Origin of the sequence: Paenibacillus planticolens, assembly GCF_013141725.1 — a bacterium.
Classification (GTDB): domain Bacteria; phylum Bacillota; class Bacilli; order Paenibacillales; family NBRC-103111; genus Paenibacillus_E; species Paenibacillus_E planticolens.
Window position 1 is genome coordinate 206,007 of record NZ_WHNZ01000045.1, and the last position, 17,022, is coordinate 223,028.

Consider the following 17,022-nt stretch of genomic DNA (forward strand, 5'->3'; position numbering starts at 1 on the left):
GAAATGCCCACTCCCCACGCGCTGGTGTGCTCGTGAGGAGTCGGTCATGCTCAATGGCTTGAGCTTATTTACGCGGCATCGACACCGTTGTACCGGAATCTTTGCTGTTGAATTTTTCTGTAGCTTCCTTGATCACTTCGTTGCCGCCTTTGGACTTCCACTCTTCCAAAACTTTCGGCCAATCGGAGATCGGCTCTTTGCCGTACACCATTTTAACCATGTGCTGAAGAATAACCGGAGGCGCTTGGTCGGACAGCGGTGAAATGTCAGGGTTTTTCATTAAGGAATCCAGACGCGGCTCGAAGCTGATGCCATCGCGTCCTTCGTTTTTCAAAGTTGTGTCGTATACGTTCATTAATTTCTTGCCGTCTTCTGTCATACTAAGTGTGCCTTTATTATAAGTTGTATCTTGAACCAACCACAAGAAGGATTGACGGTAACGCTCTTCATCTACGCCCGCAGCATCTGTTGGCGCTTTGTACTCGATTTTGCCGTCTACCGTTTTGTACGTGTCGCCTTCGATACCGAATGTGAAGAATTTCTCCGCTTCGTCGGACATCATCCAATCGTAGAACTTAATGATTTGCGCAGCATTTTTCACATTTTTGTTGATGAAGTAAGCGCGCGGAACAGGTCCGTACAAGTAGTGACCGCCTTTACCGTCCGGTCCTGTAGGAGCTGCAATAATCTCGATCGAGCCGTTTGGCACCGTCGTTTTCAGCTGTGTTTCCCATTGCAGCACTTCATTCGCATTCATAGACCACATGCCTGCTTTACCGGCAAGGATCGTGTTTTTGAATACGGTTGCGTTGATCGTTGCAAATTCCTTGTTGATTAAGCCTTCGTCAAACATCGTTTTATACGTTTGCAGCGCTTTAGTCATATTCTCCGTATTGAAGAATTTTGGCACAATTTGGTCGCCAGACTTCTCAAACATGGACAGATATGGATATGCGTCATAAGCTCCGAAGAAGGAATCCGAATACTTGAAGTTTTCCCGACCCATGTAAGGGTTTTCTACGCCCATTTCTTTGAACTTGCGAAGCACGGCCATGTACTCGTCAACCGTCTTCGGAACGCCTAGTCCGGCTTTATCCAGCAAGTCCTTACGAACGAAGATCGCACGGCGGGACGGGTTCGACAAATACTCAGGAATAGCGTAAATTTTACCGTTGTACGTTACGTTATCCCATGCCTCTTTCGGCACTTTTTTGAGCAAATTCGGACCGTACTGCTTCAGCAAATCGTCCAGCGGCATGAATACGCCAGCTTTCACAGAACCTGCCATTTCTTTTCCGTTCACACCGCCGCTGCCTTGTACCACATCAGGAATATCGTTGGTTGCGAACATTTGGATCATTTTTTGTTCATATTCTTTGTGCGGAACAAGCACGATATTCATATCGGTGTTCGTGAGTTCTTCAAGCTTCTTCACCCATTTATCTTGGTTGATATCAGGCGATTTCTCTACGTGACCGAATGCCAAAGTACGTAGGGAGATGGAGAACTTTGTTTTTTCTGCCGGCTTTGCGCTAGCTGCGCCAGCTGCCGCGCTGGATGCCGGTTGTTCGGCAGGCTTCGAAGAGCAAGCAGCCAACATGCTGGCCAACAACACTGCAGCCATTGTCGTGGGAATCCATTTTTTCATTTCTACCCCTCTTTTCGTTTCACTAAAATATGACGCTTTCACAAACTCATTGTAAAAGCGTTTACAATTTGTCGATATGGACTGTCTTTAGTTTGATTTGTCTTTTTTTTAGAATTCTGTAAAAACTCGTTATCCCATACAGGATTTCTCAACGAATTTTACCTTATGATTTAACCGATCCAACCATCATCCCTTTGACAAAGTGCCGCTGCAAGAACGGATAGATCAGAATAATCGGGATTGTCGCAATAATGATTGTCGCCATTTTGATGCCTTCCGGATCCATGTGGGCCAGTCCGCTAAATTGTGACGAGTTCGGATCGATGGAGATATCTTCGGATACAATGAGCTGGCGCAGCTTCACTTGCAGCGGCCATAGCGCTGGTTTATTGATATAGTAGAGCGCGTTTTGATACGCATTCCAGTGGGCCACGGCATAGAAAATCCCAAGGGATGCCATAACCGGCTTGGACAGCGGAAGCACGATGTTCCAAATCATTCTGAGCTCGGAACAGCCGTCGATACGGCCGGAATCGATCAGTTCGCTCGGAATTTGCAAGAAGAACGACCTCATCACGAAAAAGTTGAATGCGCTGATCGCACCTGGAATCATAAGTGCCCAAAGCGAGTTCGTCAAATGCAAATTCTTCATCAAAATAAAGTTAGGAATCAGTGGAGCTGTGAACACCATCGTTATCAGAACCATAATCACGACAGCATTGCGTCCGGCATACTCAGGGCGCGACACCGGATAAGCCAGTGAAGCCGTTGCAATTAAATTGATAAGCGTACCCACTACTGTAATATACACAGTTACTCCGAAGGAACGCCAGATTGCTGCGTCGCTGAACACGTATTGATAGTTAATCGGCGTAAATTGAACGGGCCAGAACAATACATTACCATTCACAATAGCTTGAGAGGAACTGAACGATTGAGCCAGCACGTTTAAGAACGGCAGGAGCATCGCCAGCGATAAGAGAGTCAGAAAAAGGACATTAAAGATGTTAAAAACTTGCCAGCCGGCTGTCGGCTTGCGATTCATAAAGCGTTCACCTCCGTCTTAGTACAAGCTTTCACCCGTTGTTTTTTTGCTTAAAATGTTACCTGTAACAATAAAGATAACACCCACTAATGCTTTGAAAAGCCCGATCGCTGTCGTATAGCTGAACTGCTGGCCCAACAAGCCTGCGGTGTAAATGTAGGTATCTAGAATTTCACCGTTTTCTTTATTCAACGGATTCAAGAACACGTAGACGCGCTCAAAGCCGAAATCCAAAAATTTCCCAATATGCAACAGGAACAAAATCATAATGGTTGGCAGCAGCGATGGAAGCGTAATCGAAATCGTTTGTCTCCAACGGTTCGCCCCATCCACTTCCGCTGCTTCATATAAATCCGGATTAATTCCCGCAAGGGCAGCCAAATAAATAATCGTGCCGTAACCGGAATCCCGCCAAATTCCCGACGAGATAAGAACTGTGCGGATCCAGGATTCTTCACCTAAGAAATAAACCGGCTCAAAGCCCAGCCAAGTGATGAATTGGTTCACCGCTCCCGTAGAAGGAGAGAGAATACCAATCGCAATCCCGCTCACAATAACCCAAGACAAGAAGTGAGGCATATAGACAACTGTCTGCAGAACGCGCTTGTACAACACAACACGCAACTCGTTAAGCAAGAGAGCAAGAATGATCGGCGCAGGGAACGCCAGCACTAGATCGTATATGCCGATTAAAACGGTATTTTTCAAAATTTTAAGGAAATCATAATGGGCAAACATACGGGCAAAATGCTCTAATCCCACCCATTTGCTTCCGGTAAAGCCGTCAAAAATGTTATAGTCCTGAAAGGCAATAACCGACCCTAATAACGGCACATACTTAAAAACGATAAAATATAAAATCCCCGGCAATGATATTAAATACAGTGCCCTATACTTCCAAAACGTTCGCAGAAAGGAATTTCCCTTTTTTGCCTGCGCACGCTGATTCATCTGTTTCACTGCTTGCGCGCCTACCGCCATCTTCTGGCCCCCCTTACTAATCTTCGTCGATGTTATATCCCTATGGTACCTTCCTAAAGCGCTTGCAACAATGGAATGTCTTTTCACCAACTTGTGTTTTTTTTAGGTGGGTAAGCGCACGGGTGGGGTGGGTGGATTCTATATTGCGCCAAAGGTGTAGGTTTATGGGGGGCTATATGTTGCTTGAAGCGTGCGGGTTGATGGGGGGACTATATGTTGCTTGAAGCGTGTGGGTTGATAGGGGGACTGTATGTTGCTTGAAGCGTGTGGGTTGATAGGGGGACTGTATGTTGCTTGAAGCGTGCGGGTTGATAGGGGGACTGTATGTTGCTTGAAGCGTGCGGGTTGATAGGGGGACTGTATGTTGCTTGAAGCGTGCGGGTTGATAGGGGTGGATCTATATGTTGCTTGAAGTGGGCAGGTTGATGGGGATTGGGCTCCATTTTGCATGATGTGCCAAGTTGATGGGGTTTGATCTAAGTTGCATGAAAGCCGCAGGTTGATGGGTGATTGGACTCTATATTGCACTTTGTGCAACGCTTTGGCCGATATTAAGCCTCCGCCCTGCTCTATGTTGTATAAAATGCAATGATTTGTTCTGAAATGGGCCTTTTTCTGGATATTTGAGTAAAATGGTTGCACTTTGTACAATGAAACACAAGATTGCGAGGTACAAGACGCCTCTATGTTGTACAAAGTACAATGAAGATTCGCCATGATGAGATTAAATCATATTTTAATTCAAAACCTACATCCCCTCCCCGCAGCCTTGAGTTTCATTGGATGATTTCCAATGAAAGCCCCCTTTATTAACACAAATCCCATAATTCATTGGATAGATTCCAACGAAACACTGTAAAATTGCCTCATTTAGGTGTAAAATCGCACATCTCAGTGGATTTGCTCCAATGAACCGCACGCTGAAGCCGCTCAATCCGTCTTTTCATTGGATTTCATCCAATGAAGGGTGAGCTCCCATCCCTCACTAGCTTAGCTCCTCCAACCCTCAAACAAACCAAAAAAAGCCAACAGCTAAAGTAGAACTCCACTTTAACTGCCAGCTCTTCAACCATTTAATCGATTTCCAACGTTTTAACGAGACTCGGTTTCGCTTTGAAAGGCTTCATATCCTTGAAGCGGATGAACTTCTTCGTATCCTCGCACCATATGCGGAACTTGAGTGACTCTAGGCTGGTGATCAGCGTAATGGTTTGCACATTGCGCAGCACAGCGCTTTTGTTATGAACCTTTTCCAAATAATAATTCGGAACCCGCGGGCTTAGATGATGAATATGGTGAAAGCCGATGTTGCCGGTAATCCAGTGCAGCACTTTAGGCAGCTTGTAAAAAGAACTGCCATGCATCGCGGCTTTCACGTAATCCCACTCTTCTTCATTCTCAAAGTAGGTTTCTTCATAGTTATGTTGAACGTAGAAAAGCCAAATTCCCAACATGCCTGAGACAAAAAACATAGGACCTTGAATAAGAAGAACGGACTGCCAACCAATCGCCCAGCAAAGCAAGGCTAAACTTCCCACAATGCCTACATTCGTGATGTACGTATTCACACGTTCTTTCATTCCCGCACGCTTGCGGTTAAAACGGTAATCGATCAGAAAGATGAAGACCGGCCCAACAATAAACATGATCACCGGATTACGGTACAGCCTATACAGAATTCTTCTCTTCAACGACGAGTCTTGATATTCGTCAACCGTCAGTGTCCAAATGTCACCTACACCTCTGCGGTCCAAATTACCGCTGGATGCGTGGTGAATAGAGTGCGTATGGCGCCACTGATGATAAGGAACAAATGTCAGAATTCCTGTCAGCGTACCTACTATTTCATTAGCCCATTTATTTCTGAAAAAAGATTTATGACAGCAGTCGTGGAAAATGATAAAAATACGCACCAAAAATCCAGCGGCGATAATATCGATTGCAAGCGTAAGCCAGACGGAAACGGAAAGGCTTAAATACGCGAAATACCAAAGTGCGAAAAAAGGAACCACCGTGTTAATAATTTGCCAAATACTATGCTTCATATGCGGTCTCTCGTAAGGTGCGATGTCAGAACGCCAACCGCTCTTATCTTCATTTTTCATTCCGTTTAGAACTCCTTCTCTCCACATCGTGTCGGATCTAATTTGTTGTCACCTGTTGTAGTACGTTGCAGATTAAATTAAGTTCCCTCCTGCGGAAAGAAATATTACACCGCACTCTCATCATACGGTTGAAAACGCTTTTTGTAAAATGCAATATAAGTCAATCGTATTTACATAGCCGGTCTGTTGTGTAGAATGGATACACAAGGAAGATGCCTAATCATGAACGAATGAGTTAGGCAAAATGCTGCCGGAAAGGAACTTTCCCATGAACATCCTAATTATTGAAGACGATTCCAGCATCCAAATGCTGCTCAAATTAAGCCTTGAAGTTGAAGGCTTCCATCCTATGGTAGCCGGCACCATCGCTTCCGGTCTCGACGCGCTCGCTGCTCAGCCTATCGATTTAATCCTGCTCGATCTGATGCTGCCCGATCAGTCCGGCTTTGAGCTTTTGAAAACGCTTCAGCAATCCTACAAAGAAATTCCTGTCATCGTGCTGACGGCGAAGAACGAAATGAACGACAAAATACTGGGCTTTCAGCTCGGCGCTGACGATTATTTGACCAAGCCCTTTGAGACGAGGGAGCTTATCCTGCGAATTCGCGCGGTCATGCGCCGAATAACACCGGATACAACGGCGCAAGCGGCCGATGTCCTGCAAGCTGGCGTCATTGAAATGGACCGCACCGAGCGATCTTTGAAAGTGGCCGGCCAACTGATCAAAACGACGAGCAAGGAGTTCGATTTCCTCTGGCTGCTGTGCAAAAATCCGAAGAAAGTGTTCACGCGGGAGCACATTCTGGATCAGGTGTGGGGATTCGAGTACTACGGTCAAACGCGTTCCGTCGATATGATGGTGAATCGGCTGCGCGAGAAAATCAAACCCTACGATCATGTGCTGGCCACGGTTCACGGGATGGGCTACAAGCTGGAGGTTTAAGCCATGAAGCTGCGCAATAAGCTGTTCATTCAGCACACGATTACGATCATCATGCTGCTGGCCGCGATGTATGTGGTCGTGAACTACACGCTGAGCAAAAGTATGATTGAGCGGGATACGCAGACGCTGGGTCAATATTACGACCTGCACCGCATCGAGGCGCTCAAAATAGTGAACGATAAGAAAATCAGCATCGAACAGCTTTTTTCCGGGACGTATGCCCCGCTTATCGCCTCTCATCTGGCCGCCAACAGCAACTTCCAAGTGCAGCTGTTTGACCCGGAAGGCACGATTATTGGTGACAGCGGGAACAAAGAGGACTTGATGAAGCGGAGCGATATCGACGCCGCACTCGCAGGGCAAACCGCGACCGTCATTACGGAAGGCGAGAACAGCAAAATACTCATCTATGCCTCGCCCTTCCTGTACGAAGGCAAGATTGTAGGCGGGTTCCGCTACTTGCTTGATCTGAACAAACATGAGGAGACCCTTTCCGCCATGCGGACTTGGTTTATTGCCGTCGCACTAGGCTGCCTGCTCGTTGCCCTGCTTGCCAGCTATTCGTTCTCCTTCTTCATCATGCAGCCGCTGCATGCCTTGCAGCAAGCCTTAAAGCTGGTGACCGTCGGGGATTTCAGCCGGAAAATTACGGTCCGCAGCCAAGATGAGGTGCGGGAACTGGCCGATGACTTCAATCAAATGTCAGAAGCGCTGCAAGAGCATATCGAGCTGCTCCATTATGAGCAGAGCAAGCAGAAAAAGTTTTACGATAATGTGACCCATGAACTCAAAACGCCGCTAACGTCCATCATCGGTTTCTCCGATCTCATTGATAAAATGGAGCGCATCGACGATATTCGAACATGCAATGTTTACATCCGTAAAGAAAGCACACGACTGCTGCAAATGGTCGAAGAGCTGCTGCAATCCTCCCTCAAAGGCGACGAGGCTTGGCGGGTGCAGGTCGAACGGGCGGATTTGGCCGCGATCCTGACGGATAGCCTGCGCATTCTGGAGCCTACGCTGCACAAATCTGCGATTACGACTGCTGTGCATGTGGAACCTTGCGAGGTGTACATGGATCCGAAAAGAACGCAGCAGGTCTTGTTCAACGTCATCGAGAATGCGATCAAGCACAGCGAATGCACGCAGCTGAACGTGCGGCTGGAACAGCAGGAATATCAATGTCTCGTGCGCATTACCGATAACGGCAAAGGCATGGGCGAGGATGAAGCAAGCACGCTGTTTCTTCCGTCCGGCCGGAAAGCGGAACGTCCGGTATCGGCCCATTCGCACGGGCTCGGACTGCTGCTCTGCAAGCAATTGATGGAGCTGCAGGGCGGCGACATCACCGTACACAGCCGCGAGGGAAGCGGTACGGAAGTCATTTTGAGCTTCCAAATGGAGCCTGTTCATGCACAAAGTCTGTTACAAAATTGATACAAATCGATGATTTTTCTGAGATAAAAGGAGAGTAATCTACATGCAAGAGGAGAAGAAAGGGCTTTCATGGTTGCGTCTTATCTTATTGCAAATCGTGATCGGTTGTACGTTGATCGGCATTTTTGCCTATGTTTTCAGAATCGGCGTCGACGAGGTACATACGGTTACGAAGGATCCAAACAGCCGCGACATGTTCGACGGCGTTCCCATGAGCATGAATGTCACGTACCCGGGCATCGGAACCATCACGATTGATGATCCCAAAGAGCTGATCGCGTGGAAAGCATCGTTCACCCGTTTATTGAACGGAGGCGGGCAGCCCACTCGTGCAAACGCTTCACGGCTGCTGCTGACAGGCTCAATGGCTTACTTGGATCAGGAGGATGTACCCTTCCAAATCGGGACCAGCGGCTTTCGCTTCGGCAGTGATATGGTGAATTCGCTGGAAATTAGCGCGGAGATCCGCAAGCTGCAAAATATGCTGATCGACAAAACGCTCACCGCAGAAACCGTCGGCAGCGTGATCGCGAACCCGGCCCATCAAGTATTCCGTTTGCAGGACGGCGTTCTCACCGCGTTACTGGGTGCCGATCGGGCTGCGCTAACGGCACAGATGCGAACGGCGGTCCGGCTGATCGATTTCAGCCACTTTGACTTCATGGCGGAGCGCCCGAGCGCCCACTATGTCGTGCAGTTAACGGACGAAGCCGCGAGCGGGAAGCATTGGCTGCATGTCGATCTCTATGACAACGCTTACTTCATCGTGTTTGATTTGCTGGATGAAACCAACCATAAAGCCTATTTCAAATTAAGTGACGCCTCCTAACCTATCGAGGGGATGGTTGATGAAATGGCTAGAAAAAAAAGTAACAGCTCCGTTCTAATCTTATCCGCTATTGTTGTCGTGCTTATAGCAGGATTCTTCCTGTACAAGTCCGGTGTTTTCGGCGGGAAAGCGAAAGGCAAAATTACCGTGTATTCCATTTTCCAAGAAGAAGAAGCGCGCAAGATCTTGGATAAATTCAAGGCAGAGACCGGAATCGACTATGATGTTCTTCGCCTGCCGAGCGGTGAAGCCGTGACGCGTGTGCAGAACGAGATGGGCAAACCGCAGGCCGACTTCCTGATGGGCGGTCCGGCGGATTCGCATGAAGTATTGAAAAAAGCCGGCGCTCTTGAGAGCTACATCTCCACGAACGCCAAAGATATTCCGGACAATATGAAGGATAAAGAAGGCTTTTGGACCGGTTTTTACCTGAATCCGATTGCTATTGGCATCAACGAGCAGCGCTGGAAAGAGAAATACGCTAGTGCTCCTTATCCGCAGACGTTCCAAGAGCTGCTTGATCCGAAATTCAAAGGCGAAATCGGCATGTCCGACCCGGCAACTTCCGGTACTGCCTATACGGCTGTAGCCTCCCTTGCGCAAGTGTGGGGCAAAGATAAAATGCTGGATTATGTGGCGAAACTGCTTCCGAACCTGAAAGAGAGACCGAAATCCGGTATCGAGCCGATTCAGAAAGCGGCCAAAGGCGAGTACACGATCGGCATCACCTTCCTGGGCGACCAACTGAAAATGAAAAATCAGGGCAGCCCGATTATTTCCATCGTTCCGGAAGCAGCAGGCTATGAAGTTGGCGGACTTGCCATTGTCAAAGGCGGCGCAAACACCGCTGGCGCCAAGAAACTTATGGATTTCATGCTAACGAATGAACCGGGACTTCTTTACACCGAATCGGCTTTCGCAAGCTCCGTGAAACCTACCGTACCGATCCCTAAAGGCGGTATCGACATCAAAACAACGAAATACAATACGACCTACAGTCTGTGGAAAGCTGCCGAGCAGCGCAAAGAGCTACAGGACGCGCTCAAGAACCTCAAATAAGAAAGCGTTTCCAGGGCATTGGAATCCGTAGGCTCTACGGACCAATGCCCGCCTAAACAATGAATGTGGAAGGCGGTCGTGAGCCCCTTATGATCATAGAAAAAAAAGGCATGGGCACCTCGGTCAGCAAGCTGGTGAAAGATCCCTCCTCGCTGATTCTCGTACTCATCAGTTTCGCCGTTCTCTGTCTCTTCGTCATTTATCCGCTCATTTACGTCATTGCCCTTCCGGGAGCGACGGATTGGACGACGTTTTTCAGCAAAAGCCGCTATGGCACCGCCCTGCTGAACACAGTCGTCAGCTCCTCCCTCTCGGCGCTAACCGCTACGGTTTGCGGTTTTATTTATGCCTATTCGATTCATTACAGCAACATTGTGGGGAAAAAGTTTTTCCGCTTTATCGCTTTTCTCCCGATTCTCGCGCCGTCCGTTATGACGGGCCTTGCCTTCCTGCTGCTATTCGGCAGAGGCGGCATGGTATCGCAAACGCTCAAAGCCTGGTTTAACGTCGAGCTCGACTTATACGGCTTGCCCGGTCTCTGGATCGTTCAGACGATCTCGTATTTCCCATTAGCCTACATGACCATTACCGGCGTCCTGCGCTCCATTTCGCCCAACCTGGAAATTGCCGCCCAGAACCTAGGCGCACGCGGCTTCAAGCTTTTCCGCACCATCACGTTCAAATTAGCGCTCCCCGGTGTTATCAACGCCTTCCTGCTTGTGGCGATCAATTGCTTTGCCGACTTCGGCAATCCCAAGCTGATCGGGGGCAATTACTCCCTTTTGGCTGTTGAAATTTACGGAGAAATCATTAATAACGAACCGGGACTCGCGTCCGTCATGGGCGTCGTTCTGGTGATTCCCGCCCTGTTGGTTTTCGTTATTCAAAGCAAGCTGCTGTCCAAGGGCTCCTATTCCACCATTACCGGAAAGCCCGTTTCCGGCTTAAACCGGGTGAAGACGTCCCGCAATACGGACATCCTTCTGTTTATTTTCAACAGCATCATGGCGCTCTTCATCCTGTCGATGTTCGCCATCACCATCTTGTTCGCTTTCACGAAAAACTTCGGGCGGGACAACACATTTACACTGAGTCATATGGCTAAAATGGTGTTCAACCCCTCCAGCCCCGCTGTTCTCAACAGCTTGGTGCTGTCGCTCATCGCTTCAATTCTAGCCGTCGGTTTCGCCCTCGTGCTGGCTTATGTCGTCGTACGCAAGCCTTTTCCGGGCAAAAAAATGCTCGATTTCACCGCCGTCCTGCCGATCGCTCTTCCGGGCACCTTCGTGGGTCTAGCCTTGATCGTCGCTTTCAGCAACGGACCGATTATGCTGCAAGGCTCCGCCGTCTTGATTATCGTGGCCATGCTGCTGAAACAGATGCCCGTCGGGTACCGGGGGCTCACCGCTTCCTTCAAGCAGGTGGACAAATCTATCGAGGAAGCCGCAACGAATCTCGGTGCGGACAGCCGCCGCACGCTGACGACCATCGTGTTTCCGATGCTGCAAAAGACCATTGTCGCCAACTTCGTCTACGCATTTATGAAAAATATGAACACCTTAAGCACCATCGTCTTTCTGATTACGCCCAAATGGGTCGTGGCCGCCGTATCGATCTTCAACTATGCAGAGACCGGAACCTACTACTGGGCTGCCGCTGTTGCCGTCGGTTTGATGGGAACAACACTGGCTACGCTCGGTGTGATGAAGCTCATTTTCCGCTCGAAAGTGAAAATATTTGATTTCTAAACAAGGAGTGAGTGATGATGAGTTCACAAGTTTTGTTGGATTTAAAAAATGTCAGTAAAGTGTTCGGCAGCAATCACGTACTCAAACAGATCGATTTGCAAATCGAACGCGGTAAATTCATTACCTTCCTCGGACCGAGCGGATGCGGAAAAACGACACTGCTGCGCTCCATTGCAGGCTTTTATACGATAGATGAGGGTGAGATTAAAATTGACGGGCAGCTCGTCAACGATCTGCCTCCCTACAAACGCGGAACGCCAATGGTGTTCCAGGAGTATGCTCTGTTCCCGCACATGACCGTGTTCGATAATGTCGCATACGGACTGGACATCCAGAAACGCCCAGAAGCGGAAGTGCAAGAACGCGTGAAGACCGCTATGGCCAAGGTGAAGCTTACAGGCCTGGAAGAGCGCTATCCGCACGAGATGTCTGGGGGGCAGCAGCAGCGGGTGGCGATGGCTCGCGCCCTGGTCATGAACTCGCCGATCATTCTGCTGGATGAGCCGCTCAGTAATTTGGATGCGAAGCTGCGCGAAGAAGTTCGCGTGGAATTGCGAAGCATTCAGCAAGAGCTTGGTCTTACGGTGATCTACGTTACCCATGACCAGCTGGAAGCCTTGTCGATGTCCGACTCCATCGTTGTCTTTAATAAAGGCGCGATTGATCAGTACGGCACGCCGCATGAGATTTACTATAAGCCTCGCACGCCTTATGTGGCCGACTTTATCGGTACGACCAATTTCGTCGATGCCGTTGTCCGCGAGTTTGCGAATGGCAAAGCTACCGTTGATTATGGCATTAGCGGCCTCACAGCGAGCGTGACGACGGATGAAGCCGTGGCGCCTGGTGAAAAAGTGCTGCTCAGCATTCGTCCTGAATCGATGCGAATCAATGCACCGGAGGCCGGGAGCTTCCTCGTTAAAGGGTTCGTGAAATCCTCGATGTTCCTCGGCGAGAAAGAGCGGTATTTTATTCTGGATGATAATATGAAAGAATGGATTGTCGATGCGTATGACATCGGGTTAACCAGATATCAAGGGAATGTCACGATCCGTGCAGCCGAAGATAAAATTCATCTGATTAAGATTAGACAATAGGACACACAGACAACAGACAACTAGCATGGGCTGAAAAGGGAACTTTGGTTTCCTTTTTTGGCTGTTCAGGAGGGATTTGCATCATGTGGAAAAAAGGGCTGCTCATCCTCATCGTAGGAATTGGAATCTTCCTTGGCTTTCGCGTGCTCGAGGAAAAGAAAAGCAACCAGCCGCTCAAAGTTTACGTGATCTTTCAGGAAGATGCCGGACGTATTCTGATGGAAACGTTCAAGAAAAAAACGGACCAGCCGTACGATATCATCCGGATGTCGAGCGGCGAAGCCAGCTACCATCTGCTGACACTGGGCAAAACCGGGATCGACGTGGTGCTCGGCGGCCCTGCCGATCTGCATGAGCAGCTTAAAAACAAAAGCAAATCCCTCCGCTACTCATCGGCAGCTGCAGGAGGAATTTCCGCCAAATATAAGGATGCCGACGGCTACTGGACCGGCATGTACATGGGGGCGCTGGCCATTGGCGTGAATCAAACCGTCTGGCAGCAGGACCCCCAACTGAAGAATCTGCCGCTTCCACAGCGATATGAGGATCTGCTGCGCCCCGAGCTCAAGGGCAAGATCGAGATTCCCGATCCGGAGACGTCGGGAACCGGTTATACGCTGCTCGCTTCGCTTGCGCAGCAGCGCGGAGACAGCGAAGCGATCGCTCTGATGCAGGCGCTGAAGAAGCAAAGCGCCTCCATGACGTTCGCGGGCAACACGAGCGCGCAGCATTTGGCGGAAGGCGAGATGGCGGCGGCCGTCTCCTTCTTAAGCGATCAGCTGCGCTTCAAAAATTCGGGCTACAACATCTCCTCCTTCATCCCGCCGCAAGCCGGGTGGGAGATCGGCGCCGTGTCGATCCTGAAGGGTGGCAACAACCTGGCGGCCGCCAAGCAGTTGGTTGATTTTATGCTGTCCCGCGAGGTGCAGACCGACTATATGAACACCGCCTTCTCCTTTCCCGTGGCGCCGGACATTCCGGTGAACCCGCTTCTTGCGCCGGTGAAGCTGGAGAATCTGCTTGCCACGTACCGCTTTGATCTTGCGGCGCAGCAGCATGAGAAGCTGCTGGCCGCTTGGCGCGCGGCGGAGTAACGGCGGAGTAACGCGGCTTGGCGAGTTCCGGTGCAGCAGCACGAGTAACTGCTGGCCGGATGGCGCGCGGCGGAAAAACGGCAAAGTAGCGGCGGCTTAGCAAGCTGTGGCGCAGCTGCACGGGAAGCTGCTGGCCGGATGGCGCCCCGGAGGAGTAACGGCAAAGTTACGGCGGCTTGGCGAGTCTGAACTGTCGTTCGTGCGTTGGACACTTCGAGTGGCCTTGCGGAACGCAGTTCAGTGATGCCTTGGATGCAACCATTTGAGTGCCTAGAGTGTGTTCTCTGCCCAGGCTCATCTCTATGTTGTACTTTGTGCAACAATATGGCTGTTAATCGAGCAACATGCTCCTCTATGTTGCAGTTTGTACAACGATTTGGGTTGAAATGGGGGATTTCTTCGTCATTTCGACTCAAATGGTTGTATTTTGTACAACGTAGGCGGGATCGCTGAGTAAAAAGCGCTTCTATGTTGTATAAAATACAACGAAGACTAGACCTTGATGTGGCCAATGTGTTGTGGCGAAGATGGAAGCCGTCCACTATTTGAAGCGGACCGCACTTACTTACTCCTTCTTACTTACTCACTCTCACTTGCTCCCTCTCACTTACTCTCTCTCACTTACTCTCTCTCACTTACTCCCTCTCACTTACTCCCTCTCACTTACTCCCTCTCACTTACTCTCCTCTCACTTACTCTCCTCTCACTTACTCTCCTCTCACTTACTCTCCTCTCACTTACTCTCTCTCACTTACTCTCTCTCACTTACTCTCTCTCACCTACTCCCTCACACTTACTCCCTTCTCACTTACTCTCTCTTACTTACTCCCTCTCACTTACTCTCCCTCACTTACTCTCCCTCACTTACTCTCCCTCACTTACTCTCCCTCACTTACTCCCTCTCACTTACTCTCCCTCACTTACTCCCTCTCACTTACTCTCCCTCACTTACTCCCTCTCACTTACCTCTCTTCTCTTACCCCGGCTCCTCTCTTACTCTTACTCTTACTCTTACTCTTACTCTTACTCTCCCCTCGGCCGCTCCTTCATCCTTTTCTCCTCCCCCATAATCTCATTGGATGAACTCCAATGAAAACACCTTTAAACAGCTCAAATCCCATGTTTCATTGGATGGATTCCAATTAGACACTCCAAAATCAACTCATTTTGCCTCTATTCTGAGGATCTGGGTGGATTTACTCCAATGAGAAGTCTGTTTAGACCAGCTAAATCCCCTTTTCGTTGGATTTCATCCAACTGAAATGAGAATTTCCCCCATAAGGTGCCACACAACTGATTTCTTCCAATGAGCCGTAACTCCTAAACTCCACTCAACACATCTCTCCCTTCCATTTCCCTCCTCCCCCCCTCACTTCTTCTCCTTCTCGCGCCAAATTACAATCAATCAAAAAAGCTGGCAGCCCAAGCAGAATTCCTGCTTAAAGCTGACAGCTCTTTCTCTTTCTTTCTCTCAGCCGCCCTAATAACTGGCGGGTAGATGAGGCCTTTTACACATGAACAGGACTAGCTTCTTGCCTCTTCGCGGCTTCCAGTCTGCTTGAACCCACGAACAAGGCAGTAACGAAACCGATGATCCCTACGCAAATGCTAAGGATGAACCCGTGGTTGATGGCGGTTGCCAACGCCCCTTGCAGGAACTGCCGGATTTCCGGCGGAATCGTCCCGCCTGCGCGCATCAGCAGCTCGGGATTCGCCAAGGTGCTGATTTTGTCCGCGGGAATGCCGGCCTTAGCCGCACCGTCCGTAATCAGGTGACTCAAGTTATTATTGACAATGGTCGCCATGATCGACGCGCCCATGATTCCCCCGATGCTGCGCCAGAAGCCAACGATGGAGGAGCTGACGCCCAAGTATTTGGGATCGACGTTCGCGGCAATCGCACTTTGCGCAACGCTCATTAACGGACCGACAGCACCAAAACCAAGCAGAATCATAAGACCAATCATATACCCGCTAGAAGTACTCGGACCCACCATCATCAGCAGTGACGCAACGGCAATCGTCATGAGCATACTGACCATCAGCAGCGGACGGAAGGCGAATTTGGATTGCAAAAAGCCGAACAGAATAGCACCGCAAATGAGGGAGGCCATCATCGGCGTCAGCACGCCGTTCGAGTTGGAATGCCCCAGCACCGCAACGGTGAAAATAGGCAGATAGGTGATCGCGGAAAACATCAGCACGCCTTGGCAGAAGACGATGATGCTGGTTCCGAGCACCATTTTGTTCTTGAAGATGCTAAGCGGGAGAACCGGTTCGGCAGCACGCTTTTCAACCATTATAAACAAAACCCCGAAAATCGCCGATACAACGAACAAGCCAATTTCCTGCCAGGAACTCCAGGCATAGTCCTTGCCGCCCCATTCGAGCGCCAACATGAGCGAAACGGTCGTTATGATGAGAAATGCCGTACCGAGATAATCGATTTTCGGCTTATGTTCCGAGCGCGTTTCTTTCAACGCAACGATCAGAACGAGCATGGAAGCCAAACCGATCGGCACATTAATGTAGAAATTCCATCTCCATCCCAAATGCTCGGCAATAAAACTGCCCAGCTGCGGTCCCGCTACGGAAGAAAGACCGAAAATCGCGCCGAATACCCCGGACATTTTGGCAGCATCCTTCGGATCATTAAAGATCGTATAGATGATTGTAAAACTGATTGGAAACAGCGCGCCGGAGCCAATCCCCTGGATGACCCTGAACCAGATCAGCTGATCTACGCTTTGTGCGACCCCACATAAGGCCGAGCCGATTAGAAACATGCCAATCCCAATCAGGTAAAACATTTTTCTGCCGAATAAATCCGACATTTTTCCAAAGACTAGCATGGTACTCGTAGCCGCCAACATATAAGCCGTGAACACCCAGCTAATTTTATCAAACACGTTAAAGTCCTGGCTTAACTTGTTAATACACGATGCCACAATCGTATTATCCAAAGACGACATCAATAAGCCGAGCGCCATGGCCAAAATAATCAAATTCTTATTTGAACCTGAACCGTTCATG

General features: G+C 49.4%; 12 protein-coding genes. 7 read left to right on the forward strand and 5 right to left on the reverse strand.

Annotated elements, in window-relative coordinates:
• Window positions 1-64 precede the first annotated feature (64 nt).
• From GC097_RS22070 to desA, 4 genes are all read right to left on the reverse strand, one after another.
• Window positions 65-1,648, reverse strand: coding sequence for an extracellular solute-binding protein (locus GC097_RS22070; protein ID WP_171685451.1), 1,584 nt, complete (start codon window positions 1,646-1,648; stop codon window positions 65-67).
• 163 nt (window positions 1,649-1,811) lie between these two features.
• Window positions 1,812-2,693 carry a carbohydrate ABC transporter permease gene (locus tag GC097_RS22075; protein ID WP_171685452.1) on the reverse strand — a complete coding sequence of 294 codons (882 nt, stop codon included), beginning with the start codon at window positions 2,691-2,693 and terminating at the stop codon, window positions 1,812-1,814.
• Window positions 2,694-2,711: 18 nt separating this feature from the next.
• Entirely contained in the window at window positions 2,712-3,644 is a 933-nt protein-coding gene (locus tag GC097_RS22080; RefSeq protein WP_246294409.1) for an ABC transporter permease, read from the reverse strand.
• Window positions 3,645-4,747: 1,103 nt separating this feature from the next.
• A complete protein-coding gene (gene desA / locus GC097_RS22085; RefSeq protein WP_171685454.1) occupies window positions 4,748-5,779 on the reverse strand; it encodes a Delta(5) desaturase DesA in 1,032 nt (343 codons plus the stop codon).
• Between the two features lie 268 nt (window positions 5,780-6,047).
• Between desA and GC097_RS22090 the strand changes: the two genes are divergently transcribed.
• The 7 genes from GC097_RS22090 (at window position 6,048) to GC097_RS22120 (ending at window position 13,989) form a co-directional block, all read left to right on the forward strand.
• Window positions 6,048-6,722, forward strand: coding sequence for a response regulator transcription factor (locus tag GC097_RS22090; RefSeq protein ID WP_171685455.1), 675 nt, complete (start codon window positions 6,048-6,050; stop codon window positions 6,720-6,722).
• 3 nt (window positions 6,723-6,725) lie between these two features.
• Window positions 6,726-8,162 (forward strand): HAMP domain-containing sensor histidine kinase, encoded by a 1,437-nt coding sequence (locus tag GC097_RS22095; protein ID WP_171685456.1) that lies wholly within the window; start codon window positions 6,726-6,728, stop codon window positions 8,160-8,162.
• A gap of 43 nt (window positions 8,163-8,205) precedes the next feature.
• Window positions 8,206-8,991, forward strand: a complete 786-nt coding sequence (locus GC097_RS22100) for a DUF3919 family protein (RefSeq protein ID WP_171685457.1) — start codon at window positions 8,206-8,208, stop codon at window positions 8,989-8,991.
• Window positions 8,992-9,015: 24 nt separating this feature from the next.
• Window positions 9,016-10,050, forward strand: coding sequence for an ABC transporter substrate-binding protein (locus tag GC097_RS22105; protein ID WP_171685458.1), 1,035 nt, complete (start codon window positions 9,016-9,018; stop codon window positions 10,048-10,050).
• A gap of 89 nt (window positions 10,051-10,139) precedes the next feature.
• Complete coding sequence (locus GC097_RS22110) at window positions 10,140-11,798, forward strand: ABC transporter permease (protein ID WP_171685459.1); 1,659 nt, start codon at window positions 10,140-10,142, stop codon at window positions 11,796-11,798.
• Window positions 11,799-11,815: 17 nt separating this feature from the next.
• Window positions 11,816-12,895 (forward strand): ABC transporter ATP-binding protein, encoded by a 1,080-nt coding sequence (locus tag GC097_RS22115; RefSeq protein ID WP_216625852.1) that lies wholly within the window; start codon window positions 11,816-11,818, stop codon window positions 12,893-12,895.
• Between the two features lie 83 nt (window positions 12,896-12,978).
• Entirely contained in the window at window positions 12,979-13,989 is a 1,011-nt protein-coding gene (locus GC097_RS22120) for an extracellular solute-binding protein (RefSeq protein WP_171685461.1), read from the forward strand.
• Between the two features lie 1,508 nt (window positions 13,990-15,497).
• On the opposite strand, the gene GC097_RS22125 is transcribed toward GC097_RS22120, so the two are convergent.
• Complete coding sequence (locus tag GC097_RS22125; RefSeq protein WP_171685462.1) at window positions 15,498-17,021, reverse strand: DHA2 family efflux MFS transporter permease subunit; 1,524 nt, start codon at window positions 17,019-17,021, stop codon at window positions 15,498-15,500.
• Window position 17,022 lies beyond the last annotated feature (1 nt).

Coding starts and splice junctions, on each gene's coding strand:
- desA (WP_171685454.1), bottom strand. CDS start 5,779: ATGAAAAATGAAGATAAGAGCGGTTGGCGTTCTGACATCGCACCTTAC.
- GC097_RS22115 (WP_216625852.1), top strand. CDS start 11,816: ATGAGTTCACAAGTTTTGTTGGATTTAAAAAATGTCAGTAAAGTGTTC.
- GC097_RS22095 (WP_171685456.1), top strand. CDS start 6,726: ATGAAGCTGCGCAATAAGCTGTTCATTCAGCACACGATTACGATCATC.
- GC097_RS22070 (WP_171685451.1), bottom strand. CDS start 1,648: ATGAAAAAATGGATTCCCACGACAATGGCTGCAGTGTTGTTGGCCAGC.
- GC097_RS22125 (WP_171685462.1), bottom strand. CDS start 17,021: ATGAACGGTTCAGGTTCAAATAAGAATTTGATTATTTTGGCCATGGCG.
- GC097_RS22100 (WP_171685457.1), top strand. CDS start 8,206: ATGCAAGAGGAGAAGAAAGGGCTTTCATGGTTGCGTCTTATCTTATTG.
- GC097_RS22105 (WP_171685458.1), top strand. CDS start 9,016: ATGGCTAGAAAAAAAAGTAACAGCTCCGTTCTAATCTTATCCGCTATT.
- GC097_RS22110 (WP_171685459.1), top strand. CDS start 10,140: ATGATCATAGAAAAAAAAGGCATGGGCACCTCGGTCAGCAAGCTGGTG.
- GC097_RS22090 (WP_171685455.1), top strand. CDS start 6,048: ATGAACATCCTAATTATTGAAGACGATTCCAGCATCCAAATGCTGCTC.
- GC097_RS22120 (WP_171685461.1), top strand. CDS start 12,979: ATGTGGAAAAAAGGGCTGCTCATCCTCATCGTAGGAATTGGAATCTTC.
- GC097_RS22075 (WP_171685452.1), bottom strand. CDS start 2,693: ATGAATCGCAAGCCGACAGCCGGCTGGCAAGTTTTTAACATCTTTAAT.
- GC097_RS22080 (WP_246294409.1), bottom strand. CDS start 3,644: ATGAATCAGCGTGCGCAGGCAAAAAAGGGAAATTCCTTTCTGCGAACG.